The sequence below is a fragment of the Streptomyces sp. NPDC085596 genome (assembly GCF_044541565.1).
Lineage (GTDB): Bacteria > Actinomycetota > Actinomycetes > Streptomycetales > Streptomycetaceae > Streptomyces.
Genome location: NZ_JBITTC010000002.1, coordinates 477646 through 491503, shown reverse-complemented (window position 1 = coordinate 491503; position 13858 = coordinate 477646). Strand labels below are relative to the sequence as shown.

Sequence of the window (13858 nt, the reverse complement as noted above, 5' to 3'; positions counted from 1 at the left end):
CCGTGACACTCCCTCGCCCGCTCAGGCCGCGCGGCCTCAGCGACTGGCACCCTTGACTCGTGCCCGAGCGTCCGGCGAGACTCCTTCAACAGAACGTTGAAGTCCGTTACGTGGGTGTTAATACCGTTTCCTGGGCGTGAACGGCGGAGAGGGGTTCGGGTGTCCGACGACATCGAGCTGGCGTTGCGTTCCACGCGGGTCATCACCCCGGAGGGGGTGCGGCCCGCCACGGTCACCGTCGTGGACGGGACGATCGAGGCCGTGCTGCCGTACGAGGTGGGGGTTCCGGCCGTCGACCTGGGCGACGACGCCCTGCTGCCCGGCCTGGTCGACACGCACGTGCATGTCAACGACCCCGGCCGCGCCGAGTGGGAGGGCTTCTGGACCGCGACCCGCGCGGCGGCGGCCGGCGGTATCACCACGCTCGTCGACATGCCGCTGAACTCCCTGCCGCCGACCACCACGGTCGACCACCTGGGGGTGAAGCGGGAGGCGGCACAGGGCCGGACCCATGTCGACGTCGGCTTCTGGGGCGGCGCGCTGCCCGGCAACGTCAAGGATCTGCGCCCGCTGCACGAGGCCGGGGTGTTCGGCTTCAAGGCGTTCCTCTCGCCGTCCGGTGTGGACGAGTTCCCGCACCTGGACAGTGCCCAACTGGCGCGCTCGCTGGGCGAGATCGCCGGATTCGGGGGGCTGCTGATCGTGCACGCCGAGGACCCGTCCCGCCTCTCGGACGCCCCCGCCGGACCGGCGTACGCAGGCTTCCTCGCCTCCCGCCCGCACGCTGCCGAGACCGACGCGATCGCCCAACTGCTGCACCTGGCACGGCCATTGCACGCCCGCGTGCACGTGCTCCATCTGTCCTCCGCCGCCGCGCTCCCGCTGATCGCAGCCGCCCGCGCGGACGGTGTCAGGGTCACCGTGGAGACCTGCCCGCACTACCTCACCCTGAGCGCCGAGGAAGTCCCGGACGGCGCGAGCGAGTTCAAGTGCTGCCCGCCCATCCGTGAGGCCGCCAACCGGGACCTGCTCTGGCAGGCGCTCGCGGACGGCACCATCGACTGCGTCGTCACCGACCACTCGCCCTCCACCGCCGACCTCAAGACGCCGGACTTCGCCACGGCCTGGGGCGGCATCTCCGGCCTCCAGCTGAGTCTCCCGGCGATCTGGACCGAGGCGCGGACACGCGGACACGAACTGACGGACGTGGTGCGCTGGATGTCCGCCCGGACCGCCGCGCTCGCCGGCCTCGACCGCAAGGGCGCCATCGCACCCGGCCGGGACGCCGACTTCGCCGTCCTCGCCCCGGAGGACACCTTCACCGTCGACCCGGCCCGCCTCCAGCACCGCAACCCGGTCACCGCGTACGCCGGGAAGACCCTCCACGGCGTGGTGAAGTCCACCTGGCTGCGTGGTCAACAGGTATACAGCGAAGGTGAGTTCACCGAGCCGAAGGGCCGCCTGCTCACCCGTACCGGCTGAGCCCGCCCAGCGAGTCGCACCCTGCCGAAAGGACCCTGATCACCGTGACGGCGCAGCAACCCCCCACCCCGCCCCGCTTCACCGGCGACGCGGCTCCCTACGGCGGCGGCGACCCCTACGCGGACTACCGCACCGCGGACTTCCCCTTCACCCACCACCCCGATCTCGCCGACCGACGCCTCGGGGCCGGGGTGATCGCCGCCAACGACGAGTTCTTCGCCCAGCGGGAGAACCTGCTGCTGCCCGGGCGCGCCGAGTTCGAGCCCGGCCGCTTCGGCCACAAGGGCAAGATCATGGACGGCTGGGAGACCCGCCGCCGGCGCGGTGCGAGCGCCGAGGAGCCCTGGCCGCGTGCCGACGACCACGACTGGGCGCTGATCCGGCTCGGCACGCCCGGTGTGATCCGGGGGATCGTCGTGGACACCGCGCACTTCCGGGGCAACCATCCGCAGGCCGTCTCCGTCGAGGCCACCTCGGTCCCCGGCACCCCGTCCCCCGAGGAGCTGCTCGGCGACGGCGTGAAATGGACGACGCTCGTCCCGCGTACCCCGGTCGGCGGCCACGCGGCGAACGGCTTCACCGTCTCCGCGCACCAGCGCTTCACCCACCTCCGGCTGAACCAGCACCCGGACGGCGGCGTCGCCCGCCTGCGCGTGCACGGCGAGATCGTCCCGGACCCGGAGTGGCTGGCGGCGCTGGGCACCTTCGACGTGGCCGCGCTGGAGAACGGCGGCCGGGCCGAGGACGCGTCCGACCGCTTCTACTCCCCGGCCGCCAACACCATCCGGCCGGGCCGCTCCCAGCGGATGGACGACGGCTGGGAGACCCGGCGCCGCCGCGACCGGGGCCACGACTGGATCACGTACCGGCTGACCGGGCAGGCGAGCATCCGGGCCGTCGAGATCGACACGGCGTATCTGAAGGGGAACAGCGCGGGCTGGGCGTCGGTGTCGGTGCGGGACGGCGAGAGCGGCGAGTGGACCGAGATCCTGCCGCGCACCCGGCTCCAGCCCGACACCAACCACCGCTTCGTCCTCCCGGCACCCGCCATCGGCACCCACGCGCGCGTGGACGTCTACCCGGACGGCGGCATCTCCCGCCTGCGTCTGTTCGGCTCGCTCACGGCCACCGGCGTGTCCCGGCTGTCCGCGCACCTACGGGAGTTGGGCGGCTGAGCAGGCCGGCCGGGGAGCCGGCCTCCGGGAACGTCAGTCCGCCGCGTAGGCGCGCACAAACGTGTCGACGGCGGCCTCGGCCAGTTCGCGCATCTCGGCCGTGGCCGGCTTGCGGGTGCCAAGACGGGAGCGTGTCTCCAGCGGGCCGGTGATCAGAGCGAGCAACTGCTCGGCCGCGACGGCGGGTTCGCAGGGCCGCAGGTGTCCGGAGAGAGTGAGCCGGGCGAGCCGGTCCGCCATGGCCTCGGCGATGCGCACCGAGGTGCGGTCCTGGACGACCTCGATCAGGTCGGGGAAGCGGGTCACCTGCGCGTAGGTCAGCCGGCGCAGGGAGCGGGAGCGGACGTCGCAACAGGAACGCACCAGTTGATACGCGACGTCGTTCAGAGTCGCGCGCAGGTCGTCGCCCGGGGAGCGCATCCGGTCGAGCACCGCGATGTTGCGGTCCATCACCGCCTGGGCCGCGGCCGTGAGGGTCTCCCGGAACAGGGTCTCCTTGTCCGTGAAGTGGTTGTAGACCGTCGGCTTGGCGACCTTCGCCCGCTCGGCGATCTCCTGCACCAGCGCGTTCGCGTAGCCGTGCTCCGAGAAGACGTCGAAGGCCGCGTCGAGGATCGCCTGCCGCTTGTCGATGCGGCCGCGTGGGGCTGTCCGGGCTGCCGTCGCCGCTGCTGATGCCATGGGTTCAGGGTAGCCGCCGACGGCCGGACCGTACCCGTCGGTGCAGTCTTCCGAACTCGGCTGTTTCTATACTCGCGAGGTTGGTAAATTGAACCCACAGGTTCATTTCGCAAGCGACTCCGTCGGGAGACGACGATGGCCACCCCCTTGGACGACAAGCTCGACCCGGCCTTGCGGCGGATGATCGGTGTGATCCTCATCGGCGGGATCATGGGCATCCTCGACGGGTCGATGACCGCCGTGGCCGTGGACACGCTGTCCACCCGCTTCGACGCCTCGCTCAGTACGACCGGCTGGGTGTCGACCGGCTACCTGCTGGCGCTGACCGTGACCATCCCCGTCACCGCGTGGGCGGTGGAGCGAGTCGGCGGCAGGCGGCTGTGGCTGTGCGGCCTCGCGCTGTTCATGGCCGGATCGGTCGCCTCGGGGCTCGCCTGGAACATCGGCAGCCTCATCCTCTTCCGCGTGGTGCAGGGCGTCGGCGCCGGAATCCTCGATCCGCTGATGCTCACCCTGCTGGCCCGTGCCGCAGGACCCGCCCTGGTCGGCCGGGTGATGGGCGTGATGGGGATCGTCGGCTCGACCGGCCCCGTGCTCGGGCCGATCGTCGGCGGGATCATCCTGCAGGGCCTCGACTGGCGCTGGATGTTCTTCGTCAACATGCCGATCGTGATCGTCGCCTTCGTCCTGGCCCGGCGCACACTGCCCGCTGATCCGCCCGAGGGGCGCGCGGCGGTGGGCCGGTTGGACGTCCTGGGCGTCGCGCTGATCGGCCCCGGCGTCGCGACCGGCGTGCTCGCACTGTCGGAGGTTGCCCGGCGCGGCTCGTTCGCCACGTGGCACGTGCTGCTTCCGCTGGCCCTCGCCGTCGTCCTGCTCACCGGGTACGCGGTCCACGCGCTGCGCACCCGCGAGACGCCGCCGCTGATCGAGCTCAGGCTGTTCACGCGGCGCGGCTTCACCGCGAGCGTCGTCGCGGCCGCGGTGCTGGGACTCGCCACGTTCGCCAGCATCTTCGTGATCCCGCTTTACTACCAACAGGTGCGCGGATACGGCGTGTTCGAGTCCGGGTTGCGCCTGGCGCCCTTCGGGGTGGGCTCCGCGCTGGTGATGCCGCTCGCGGGACGGCTGTCCGACAGCTGGGGTTCGCGCAACCTGGCCCTGACCGGTGCGGCGACCGCGCTGCTCAGCTCGCTGGCGTTCAGCCGGTTCGACGCGCAGACCGATCAACTGTGGCCGCTCCTGGCCGCCTTCACCCTCGGTATCGGTACGGGCTCGGCGGGGGCCCCGGTGATCGGTTCGGTGTACCGGACCCTGCCGCCACGGCTCGTCCCCCAGGGCAGCTCCGTGCTGTACATGCTCAACCAGCTCGGTGCGTCGATCGGCATCGCCGCGGTCGCACTGCTGATGCAGAGCGCGGGCGTGGACCGTCCCCGGTCCGGATTCCACCACGCCTACCTGGCCGTGGTGGTGGCACTGCTCGTGATGATCGTCGCCAGTCTGTTCATCCCGGGGCGCGCGGTCGCGGCACCGGAGCGGCCCGCAGAAGAGCCGGATGCCGAGCGGTCCGTCGCGCGTGCCGGACACCAGGAGAATGTCGACTGAGCCGGATTCCAGGGGGACTGAACAAAAACGGATTGCCTCGGACTGCTCGTGTTTTCCGGGGAAACGGTGACAGCCGCTCGAATATATCGGTGACGGGAATTCGGATACATCGGTGACGCATTTCGGATGCCCTGGCATCCGCCTGCGCGTGTGCCGGGAAATCGTTACATCGGCCCTGTCCCGGCCGCGACGAGTCCCGCGACCGGGGCCACGTAGCGGCGGCTGATGAGCCAGCGGCCGTCCTCCTTGTCGAAGTCGTCCTCCACGAGACCCACCACGGTCCAGTCCGCGGGCCGTGGTCGGCCGTCGCGTGTGCGGGTGGCGCTCCAGTGCCACACCGTGGCGTAAGCCTGCAGGTGGGGCCGTCTGTCGGTCCACTCGACGATCGTCTGGCCGAGGACGTGCGCGACCGTGGGCTCGCGCTTCCCGGGCCGGCCGGCCGACATGAAGGCGGTGAACTCGTCGCGTCCGTGGAAGCGCTGGGTGGGCCCGGGCATCACGTCGTACTCGATCAGCGCGTCCTTCGTGAAGCATTCGACGAGCTGTTCGTACCGGCCCGTGTCCACCAGTCGGAAGAACTTGTAGAAAGTCCGGTAGATTTCCCGCTCCGCCGCGATGATGGCGAGAAGATCGTCGTTCGTGGAGGCCATTTCGGTCCCTTCCGGGCCGCCGGACGAGTTTCCACTCATGTTTCCACTCATGATGCCACGGAGTTTCCATCATGAAAACGTTCCACCGGCCGTCCATGGCGCAAACTCGAAAGCAGTCGTGTCCCGGGCCGGACCGATGAGTTGCGCGCGGAAGCGGAGTCCGCACCGTTGACAACGACGGCCCTCCCCGGCCGGCAGTGGACCTCATCACCGGAAGAAGGCATTCCATGGGCAAGCTCGTCTCCACCGTCTTCGTCTCGCTCGACGGCGTGTACCAGGCCCCCGGCGGACCTGAGGAGGACACCAGCGGCGGCTTCGGCCAGGGCGGCTGGACCTTCCCGTACGCCGACGAGGACTTCGGCGGCTTCGTCGACGAGAGCTTCGGCCGGGCCGGCGCCTTCCTGCTCGGCCGCCACACCTACGACATCTTCGCCGGCTACTGGCCGAAGGTGACCGACCCCGCCGACCCGGTCGCGGGCAAGCTGAACACGCTGCCGAAGTACGTCGTCTCCGCCACCCTGGAGGACCCCGAGTGGGCCGGCACCACCGTGCTCTCCGGCGACCTCGGCAAGGAGGTCCAGGCGCTGAAGCAGCGCACCGAGGGCGAGGTGCAGATCCACGGCAGCGGGGCGCTGGTCCGGGCGCTGGTCAACCTGGGCCTGATCGACACCCTGCACCTGCTGACCTTCCCCGTGGTGCTGGGAGAGGGCCGCCGCCTGTTCGTGGAGGGCGCAGTCCCCACCCGCTTCCGGCACGCGGGCGGACAGGTCACCGGGAAGGGTGTCTCCATCCAGTCCTACGATCTGGCGGGCAGTCCCGAGTACGGGTCCTTCTAGTCGGCCGACGTGACGTCAACAGGAGCCCCAACAGCTCCTGTTGACGCAGGTTAACTCCTTGAGAACTCATCGGACCTGCCGGGAAAATCCACATCTTCGTCATTGACATGGACGTGTCTACGCGCGTCATCATGAACCCATGAGATTCCCCCCACGCACCACTCGTATCGGCGCTGCGGCGGCCCTCCTCTCCGCCCTCCTCGTCGGCGGCACCGTCTCCGCCACCACCGCGGACGCGGCCACCGCGTCGGTCGGCAGCATCTGCTACGGCTCCCTGCCGTCGCAGGCGCACGACACCCTCGACCTCATCGCGCAGGGCGGCCCCTACCCGTACTCCCAGGACGGTGTGGTCTTCCAGAACCGCGAGGGCGTCCTCCCCGGCCAGTCCTCCGGGTACTACCACGAGTACACGGTCATCACCCCCGGCGAGTCCACCCGCGGTGCCCGCCGCATCGTCACGGGTCAGGAGTACGAGGAGGACTACTACACCTCCGACCACTACGCCACGTTCAACCTCATCGACTACGGCTGCTGACCCCCCCCCGCACGGCCCGCCCCGCGACCCTTCCCCCCACGCCCGGGGTCGCGGGGCGGGGCCATGTCCGCGCGGCTCAGGTGTATGAGGGCTCCACCCGGCCCGGAACCTCCGCCAGGGCCACCGCTCTTCGTTCGTGGCGTGAGATCTCGCAGGCTTCGGCGATGCGGAGGGCCTGGAGTGCCTGCCAGCCGTCGCAGGGGTTGGGGCGTTCGCCGCGGACGACGTCGACGAAGGCGCAGAGTTCGGACTCGTAGGCGGAGCCGAAGCGTTCGAGGAAGCCCGCCCATGGTTTGTCGGCCGGGGGCGGGCCGGTGGGTTCGGTGGAGGCGATGGGGGTGCGGTCGTCCAGGCCGACAACGACCGTGTCCAGTTCGCCGGACAGCTCCATGCGTACGTCGTAACCGGCCCCGTTCAGCCGGGTCGCGGTCGCCGTGGCCAGGGTGCCGTCGTCCAGGGTGAGCAGGGCCGCGCCGGTGTCCACGTCACCGGCCTCGCGGAACATCGGGGGACCGGCGTCCGAGCCGGTCGCGTACACGTCCACCACCTCGCGGCCGGTCACCCAGCGCAGTACGTCGAAGTCGTGGATCAGGGTGTCCCGGAACAGGCCGCCGGACAGTGGCAGCCACTCGCGCGGGGGCGGGGACTGGTCGGAGGTCAGGGCGCGCACGGTGTGCAGCCGGCCGAGGCGGCCCGAGCGCACCGCCTCACGGGCGCCGGCGTACCCCGCGTCGAAGCGCCGCTGGAAGCCCATCTGGAGCGCGGTCCCGGCCGCCGCGACCTCGGCGAGCGCGTGCAGGGTGCCGGGCAGGTCGAGCGCGATCGGCTTCTCGCAGAACACCGGCAGCCCGGAGCGGGCCGCGCGGCCGATCAGCTCCGCGTGCGCCGCCGTCGCCGTGGTGATCACCACCGCGTCCACGCCCCAGTGGAAGACCTCGTCCACGCCCGGCGCCGCCGTCTCGCCCAGCCGGTGCGCCAGTTCCTGCGCGCGTAACGGATCGGAGTCCGTCAGGATCAGCGATCCGACCTCCCGGTGGCGGCTCAGCGTGTTGGCGTGGATGGTGCCGATGCGGCCCGTACCGATGACCCCGATGCGCATGAAGACACATTGAGGGGGAACAACGTGCACCTGTCAATTCAAATGTCCGGACAACCGGACTTCACGACTTCCCGTCAACCGGTCGCCGGACTACGCTCGAGCCCGTGCCGAAACCAGATGTGGACCCGACCGCGCCGCTCGACCTCCGCGTGGACCGAAGCTCCCCGGTGCCGTTGTACTTCCAGCTCGCCCAGCAGCTGGAGGCCGCCATCGAGCGCGGCGCCCTCACCCCCGGCAGCCTGCTCGGCAACGAGATCGAGCTGGCCGCCCGGCTCGGCCTGTCCCGGCCCACCGTCCGCCAGGCCATCCAGTCCCTCGTCGACAAGGGCCTGCTGGTGCGCCGCCGGGGCGTGGGTACCCAGGTCGTGCACAGCCAGGTCAAGCGCCCGCTGGAACTGAGCAGCCTGTACGACGATCTGGAGGCGGCCGGACAGCGGCCCGCCACCAAGGTCCTGGTCAACACGGTCGTCCCGGCCACCGCCGAGATCGCCGCGGCGCTCGGCGTCACCGAGGGCGGCGATGTGCACCGCGTCGAGCGGCTGCGGCTGGCCCACGGTGAGCCGATGGCGTACCTGATCAACCATCTGCCGCTCGGCCTGCTGGACCTCGACACCGCCCGGCTGGAGGCGACGGGCCTGTACCGGATGATGCGCTCGGCCGGCATCACCCTGCACAGCGCCCGCCAGTCCATCGGCGCCCGCGGCGCCACCCCCGCCGAGGCCGACCGGCTCGCCGAGGCCGAGGGCGCCCCGCTGCTCACCATGAGGCGCGTCACGTTCGACGACACCGGCCGCGCGGTCGAGCACGGCGACCACACCTACCGTCCGGCCCGGTATTCCTTCGAGTTCCAGCTCCTCGTGCGCTCCTGAGCCGCCCCCTGTCGCGTCACATTGTCCGGACAAACGCCCCATCAGGTACGCCCCGGACATGTAACGAGTGTTCCTTGTGTTCGATACTGAAGTGTTTGGGGCAGGTGGAGGCACCGTCGAGACGTTGAGAATCGGCGCGCTCGCCCGCCCCTCTCGCACGTAGGAGCACGTCAGAACACGGCAAGAAGGGGCATGGCCTCGTGGCACGGTTTCAGAACCGGGTAGGCATGACGGTGGCAGGAGCGCTCGCACTGCTCGCCTGCGTCTCGCTGACCGCCTGCAGCAGCACCGGCGGCAAGCGGGCCGAGGACGCCCGCAAGGCCGCCACGGCTCAGGGCAGGGCAGCGGTGACCACCCCCCGCTGGACCATCGCGATGATCACCCACTCCGGAGACGGCGACACCTTCTGGGACATCGTGCAGAGCGGCGCCAAGCAGGCGGCGATCAAGGACAACATCAACTTCCTGTACTCGCACGACGACGAGGCCCAGCAGCAGGCCCAGCTGGTGGACGCCGCGATCGACAAGAAGGTCGACGGGATCATCGTCAGCCTCGCCAAGCCCGACGCCCTCAAGGCGGCCGTGGCCCGCGCCCACAAGGCCGGCATCCCGGTGGTCACGGTCAACTCCGGCTCGGCGCGGTCCAAGGCGTTCGGCGCGCTCAGCCACATCGGCCAGGACGAGACCATCGCCGGTGAGGCCGTGGGCGAGGAGCTGAACAAGCGCGGCCGGAAGAACGCCCTGTGCGTCCTGCACGAGCAGGGCAACGTCGGCCACGAGCAGCGCTGCGACGGCGTCGAGAAGACCTTCAAGGGCAAGGTCCGCAAGCTCTACGTCAACGGCACCAACATGCCCGACGTGCAGTCCGCCGTGGGCGCCAAGCTCCAGGCCGACCGGGACGTGGACGCCGTCGTGACCCTCGGCGCCCCCTACGCCGACACCGTGGTGAAGGCCAAGGAGGACGCCGGCAGCAAGGCCGAGGTCGACACCTTCGACCTCAACGCCAAGGTCGCCGCCGAGCTGAAGGACGGCACCCTCGGCTTCGCCGTCGACCAGCAGCCCTACCTCCAGGGCTACGAGGCGGTCGACCTGCTGTGGCTGTACAAGTACAACGGCGACGTCCTCGGCGGCGGCAAGCCGGTCCTGACCGGCCCGCAGATCATCACCAAGGACCAGGCGGGCGCGCTCGCGGCGTACACCGATCGGGGCACCCGATGAGCACCACCACCGACATCCGCCCGGCCGGCGGCCCCGCCCCGGGCGGTGACCGGCCCGGCGACGAACGGCTGCTGCGCACCTCCCCGCTGCGCAAGCTGCTGTCCCGGCCCGAACTGGGCTCGGTCGTCGGCGCCCTCGCCGTCCTGGTCTTCTTCGCGGTCGCCGCCGACGGGTTCCTGCGCCCGTCCAGCATCGGCACCGTGCTGTACGCCTCCTCGACCATCGGCATCATGGCCGTCCCCGTGGCCCTGCTGATGATCGGCGGCGAGTTCGACCTCTCGGCGGGCGTCATGGTCACGTCCTCCGCGCTGATCTCCTCGATGTTCAGCTACCAGATGACGGCCAACGCCTGGGTCGGCGCGGGCGTCTCCCTGCTGCTCACCCTGGCCGTCGGCGCGTTCAACGGCTACATGCTCACCCGCACCAAGCTGCCCAGCTTCATCGTCACGCTGGGCACGTTCCTGATGCTCACCGGCATGAACCTCGGCTTCACCAAGCTGATCGACGACACCGTCTCCACCAAGTCCATCGGCGACATGGAGGGCTTCCCGAGCGCCCGCGCCGTCTTCGCCTCGACGCTCACCCTCGGCGGGCTCGACATCAAGGTCACCGTGCTGTGGTGGCTCGGCCTGGTCGCCCTCGGCTCCTGGGTGCTGCTGCGCACCCGCGTCGGCAACTGGATCTTCGCGGTCGGCGGCAACGAGGACGCGGCCCGCGCGGTCGGCGTCCCCGTCGCCAAGACCAAGATCGGCCTCTACATGGGCGTCGCGTTCGGCGCCTGGGTCTCCGGCCAGCACCTGCTGTTCTCCTTCGACACCGTCCAGTCCGGCGAGGGCGTCGGCAACGAGCTGATCTACATCATCGCGGCCGTCATCGGCGGCTGCCTGATCACCGGCGGCTACGGCAGCGCCATCGGCTCGGCGGTCGGCGCGCTGCTGTTCGGCATGACCAGCAAGGGCATCGTCTTCGCCGAGTGGAACCCCGACTGGTTCAAGTTCTTCCTCGGAGCGATGCTCCTCCTGGCGACCCTGCTCAACACCTGGGTCCGCAAGCGCGCGGAGGCCACGAAATGACCGTCACCGAAGAGCGCACCCCCCTGGTCGAGCTGACGGACGTCAGCAAGCGCTACGGCAACGTCCGCGCCCTGGAAGGCGTCTCCCTTCAGGTGCACGCCGGGGAGATCACCTGCGTCCTCGGCGACAACGGCGCGGGCAAGTCCACCCTGATCAAGACCATCGCGGGCCTCCACCAGCACGACGGCGGCACCCTGCGCATCGAGGGCGAGGAGACCCGGCTCGCCTCCCCGCGCGACGCCCTGGACCGGGGCATCGCCACGGTCTACCAGGACCTCGCCGTCGTCTCCCTGATGCCGGTCTGGCGCAACTTCTTCCTCGGCTCCGAGCCCCGCAAGGGCAAGGGCCCCTTCGCGCGCCTGGACACCGACCTCATGCGCCGCACCACCCGCGAGGAACTGCTGCGCATGGGCATCGACCTGCGCGACGTCGACCAGCCCATCGGCACCCTCTCCGGCGGCGAGCGCCAGTGCGTGGCCATCGCGCGCGCCGTCCACTTCGGCGCCAAGGTGCTCGTCCTGGACGAGCCCACCGCCGCCCTGGGCGTCAAGCAGTCCGGTGTGGTCCTCAAATATGTGGCCGCGGCACGGGACGCCGGCCTGGGTGTTGTCTTGATCACCCACAACCCGCACCACGCGCATCTCGTCGGCGACCGCTTCGTGCTGCTGCGCCGCGGCGCCATGGTGGGCAACCACACACGCGACGAGATCACCCTCGACGAACTGACCAAGCAGATGGCGGGCGGAGCGGACCTGGACGCTCTGCACCACGAGCTGAAGCGCGGCTGACCGGCGCGGGGCCGCGGGGATTCGCGGCTCCGCCCCTGACAGCGCCGCGCTCGGCGTGAGCGTGAGGCACAATCGAGCCCGATGAGCACCTACCGCGACCTCGCCGCCCCCATCGGCTCCCGCCGCGCCCCCGTCCTGCGCACGGTGGGCACCAGGGAACGCCGCTCCCACCTGACCGCGCCCAGGGTGCCGACGGTCGGGATCGACATCGGCGGCACCAAGGTCATGGCGGGCGTCGTGGACGCCGACGGCAACATCCTGGAGAAGCTCCGCGCGGAGACCCCGGACAAGTCCAAGAGCCCCCAGGTCGTCGAGGACACCATCGTCGAGCTGGTGCTCGACCTCTCCGACCGGCACGACGTGCACGCCGTCGGCATCGGGGCGGCCGGCTGGGTCGACGCCGACCGCAACCGGGTGCTGTTCGCCCCCCACCTGTCCTGGCGCAACGAACCCCTGCGCGACCGCCTCTCCGGCCGGCTGTCCGTGCCCGTCCTCGTGGACAACGACGCCAACACCGCGGCCTGGGCCGAGTGGCGCTTCGGCGCCGGGCGCGGCGAGGACCACCTCGTCATGATCACCCTCGGTACCGGCATCGGGGGCGCCATCCTGGAGGACGGTCAGGTCAAGCGGGGCAAGTTCGGCGTCGCGGGCGAGTTCGGCCATATGCAGGTCGTGCCCGGCGGACACCGCTGCCCGTGCGGCAACCGCGGCTGCTGGGAGCAGTACAGCTCCGGCAACGCCCTGGTCCGCGAGGCGCGGGAGCTGGCCGCCGCCGACTCCCCGGTCGCCTACGGGATCATCGAGCACGTCAAGGGCAACATCGGCGACATCACCGGGCCGATGATCACCGAGCTGGCCCGCGAGGGCGACGCCATGTGCATCGAGCTGCTCCAGGACATCGGCCAGTGGCTCGGCGTCGGCATCGCCAACCTCGCCGCCGCCCTCGACCCCTCCTGCTTCGTCATCGGCGGTGGCGTCAGCGCCGCCGACGACCTCCTCATCGGCCCCGCCCGCGACGCCTTCAAGCGCCACCTCACCGGCCGCGGCTACCGTCCCGAGGCCCGCATCACCCGCGCCCAGCTCGGCCCCGAGGCCGGCATGGTCGGCGCCGCGGACCTCGCCCGGCTGGTCGCCCGCCGCTTCCGCCGCGCCAAGCGCCGCCGCGTGGAGCGCTACGAACGCTACGAGCGGTACACCCAGACCCGCCGCGACCGGGACACCGCATGACCACCTCGCTTCCCCACCAGGCAGCCGCCCCCACCACGCCGCACCCGGCGGGCGAGGACCCGCGCCACCGCGTCAAGCGCCGCGCCCTCACCCTGCTGATCATCGTGCTGCTCACCGGCGTACCGGCCGGCTATCTGGTGATCTCCGCCAACCAGAGCCGCGACAGCGGCAAGGACAAGGAAGCGAAGTACTCCGCCACCGGCCTCGCCCCCGGCTGGCCCTCCAAGGTGCAGCGCCGCCTCTACCAGGTGCCCGTACCGCACCCCGCCGACCGGCTCGCCTACTACGAGACCAACAACTGGAAGACCAGCCGCCTGTACGTGCAGTTCCGCACCAACGGCGCGGGCCTGGACAGCTTCCTCGGCACCCTCGGCCTGCGCCGGGACCAGCTGAAGCAGGGCGCCGTCACCATCGGCGCCCGCGACCGGCAGATCTCCGGCTGGGACCTCACCGGCCCCGGCCCCTGGTCCGGCTTCACCCACAAGCAGAAGAACCCCGCGCCCACCCAGGACGTGGTCGTGAACATGTCCGACCCGCAGTACCCGATGGTGTACGCGGTCTCGCGCACGGTGCCCTGAGCACGCTCCGGAACCCGTTGTCAGACCCCACCCGTACAGTCGG

Annotated in this window: 14 protein-coding genes; 11 read left to right on the top strand and 3 right to left on the bottom strand. The window is 70.7% G+C overall.

Annotated features, from left to right (window positions below; genetic code table 11):
• Window positions 1–159 precede the first annotated feature (159 nt).
• Both allB and alc read left to right on the top strand, forming a co-directional pair.
• Window positions 160–1482: an allantoinase AllB gene (gene allB, locus ACIGA3_RS07870; protein ID WP_399711597.1), complete on the top strand. Its 1323-nt coding sequence runs from the start codon at window positions 160–162 to the stop codon at window positions 1480–1482.
• Between the two features lie 35 nt (window positions 1483–1517).
• On the top strand, window positions 1518–2657 hold the full coding sequence (gene alc, locus ACIGA3_RS07865; RefSeq protein WP_399712492.1) for an allantoicase: 1140 nt from the start codon (window positions 1518–1520) through the stop codon (window positions 2655–2657).
• A gap of 33 nt (window positions 2658–2690) precedes the next feature.
• On the opposite strand, the gene ACIGA3_RS07860 is transcribed toward alc, so the two are convergent.
• Window positions 2691–3338: a TetR/AcrR family transcriptional regulator gene (locus tag ACIGA3_RS07860; RefSeq protein ID WP_399711595.1), complete on the bottom strand. Its 648-nt coding sequence runs from the start codon at window positions 3336–3338 to the stop codon at window positions 2691–2693.
• Between the two features lie 135 nt (window positions 3339–3473).
• On the opposite strand from ACIGA3_RS07860, the gene ACIGA3_RS07855 reads away from it, so the two are divergent.
• Window positions 3474–4943 carry an MDR family MFS transporter gene (locus tag ACIGA3_RS07855; protein ID WP_399711593.1) on the top strand — a complete coding sequence of 490 codons (1470 nt, stop codon included), beginning with the start codon at window positions 3474–3476 and terminating at the stop codon, window positions 4941–4943.
• Between the two features lie 164 nt (window positions 4944–5107).
• On the opposite strand, the gene ACIGA3_RS07850 is transcribed toward ACIGA3_RS07855, so the two are convergent.
• Window positions 5108–5593, bottom strand: coding sequence for a nuclear transport factor 2 family protein (locus ACIGA3_RS07850; protein ID WP_399711592.1), 486 nt, complete (start codon window positions 5591–5593; stop codon window positions 5108–5110).
• Window positions 5594–5820: 227 nt separating this feature from the next.
• Between ACIGA3_RS07850 and ACIGA3_RS07845 the strand changes: the two genes are divergently transcribed.
• Both ACIGA3_RS07845 and ACIGA3_RS07840 read left to right on the top strand, forming a co-directional pair.
• On the top strand, window positions 5821–6429 hold the full coding sequence (locus ACIGA3_RS07845) for a dihydrofolate reductase family protein (protein WP_399711590.1): 609 nt from the start codon (window positions 5821–5823) through the stop codon (window positions 6427–6429).
• 139 nt (window positions 6430–6568) lie between these two features.
• Entirely contained in the window at window positions 6569–6964 is a 396-nt protein-coding gene (locus ACIGA3_RS07840) for a ribonuclease domain-containing protein (protein ID WP_399711588.1), read from the top strand.
• A 76-nt stretch (window positions 6965–7040) separates the two neighbouring features.
• On the opposite strand, the gene ACIGA3_RS07835 is transcribed toward ACIGA3_RS07840, so the two are convergent.
• Window positions 7041–8063: a Gfo/Idh/MocA family oxidoreductase gene (locus tag ACIGA3_RS07835; RefSeq protein WP_399711587.1), complete on the bottom strand. Its 1023-nt coding sequence runs from the start codon at window positions 8061–8063 to the stop codon at window positions 7041–7043.
• Window positions 8064–8182: 119 nt separating this feature from the next.
• Between ACIGA3_RS07835 and ACIGA3_RS07830 the strand changes: the two genes are divergently transcribed.
• The 6 genes from ACIGA3_RS07830 to ACIGA3_RS07805 all read left to right on the top strand — a co-directional run bounded on the left by ACIGA3_RS07830 (window position 8183) and on the right by ACIGA3_RS07805 (window position 13815).
• Window positions 8183–8932, top strand: coding sequence for a GntR family transcriptional regulator (locus ACIGA3_RS07830; protein ID WP_161147059.1), 750 nt, complete (start codon window positions 8183–8185; stop codon window positions 8930–8932).
• Window positions 8933–9132: 200 nt separating this feature from the next.
• On the top strand, window positions 9133–10149 hold the full coding sequence (locus ACIGA3_RS07825; protein ID WP_399711585.1) for a sugar ABC transporter substrate-binding protein: 1017 nt from the start codon (window positions 9133–9135) through the stop codon (window positions 10147–10149).
• Window positions 10146–11222, top strand: a complete 1077-nt coding sequence (locus tag ACIGA3_RS07820; protein WP_399711583.1) for an ABC transporter permease — start codon at window positions 10146–10148, stop codon at window positions 11220–11222. The genes ACIGA3_RS07825 and ACIGA3_RS07820 overlap by 4 nt, the downstream gene beginning before the upstream one ends.
• The gene (locus tag ACIGA3_RS07815; protein WP_399711581.1) at window positions 11219–12010 is read left to right on the top strand and encodes an ATP-binding cassette domain-containing protein; all 792 of its coding nucleotides are present in this window, start codon (window positions 11219–11221) and stop codon (window positions 12008–12010) included. Before ACIGA3_RS07820 ends, ACIGA3_RS07815 begins: the two co-directional genes overlap by 4 nt.
• Before the next feature lie 81 nt (window positions 12011–12091).
• Window positions 12092–13237, top strand: a complete 1146-nt coding sequence (locus ACIGA3_RS07810; RefSeq protein ID WP_161150764.1) for an ROK family glucokinase — start codon at window positions 12092–12094, stop codon at window positions 13235–13237.
• Window positions 13234–13815, top strand: coding sequence for a sugar kinase (locus tag ACIGA3_RS07805; RefSeq protein WP_399711579.1), 582 nt, complete (start codon window positions 13234–13236; stop codon window positions 13813–13815). Before ACIGA3_RS07810 ends, ACIGA3_RS07805 begins: the two co-directional genes overlap by 4 nt.
• The last annotated feature ends 43 nt before the right edge of the window (window positions 13816–13858 follow it).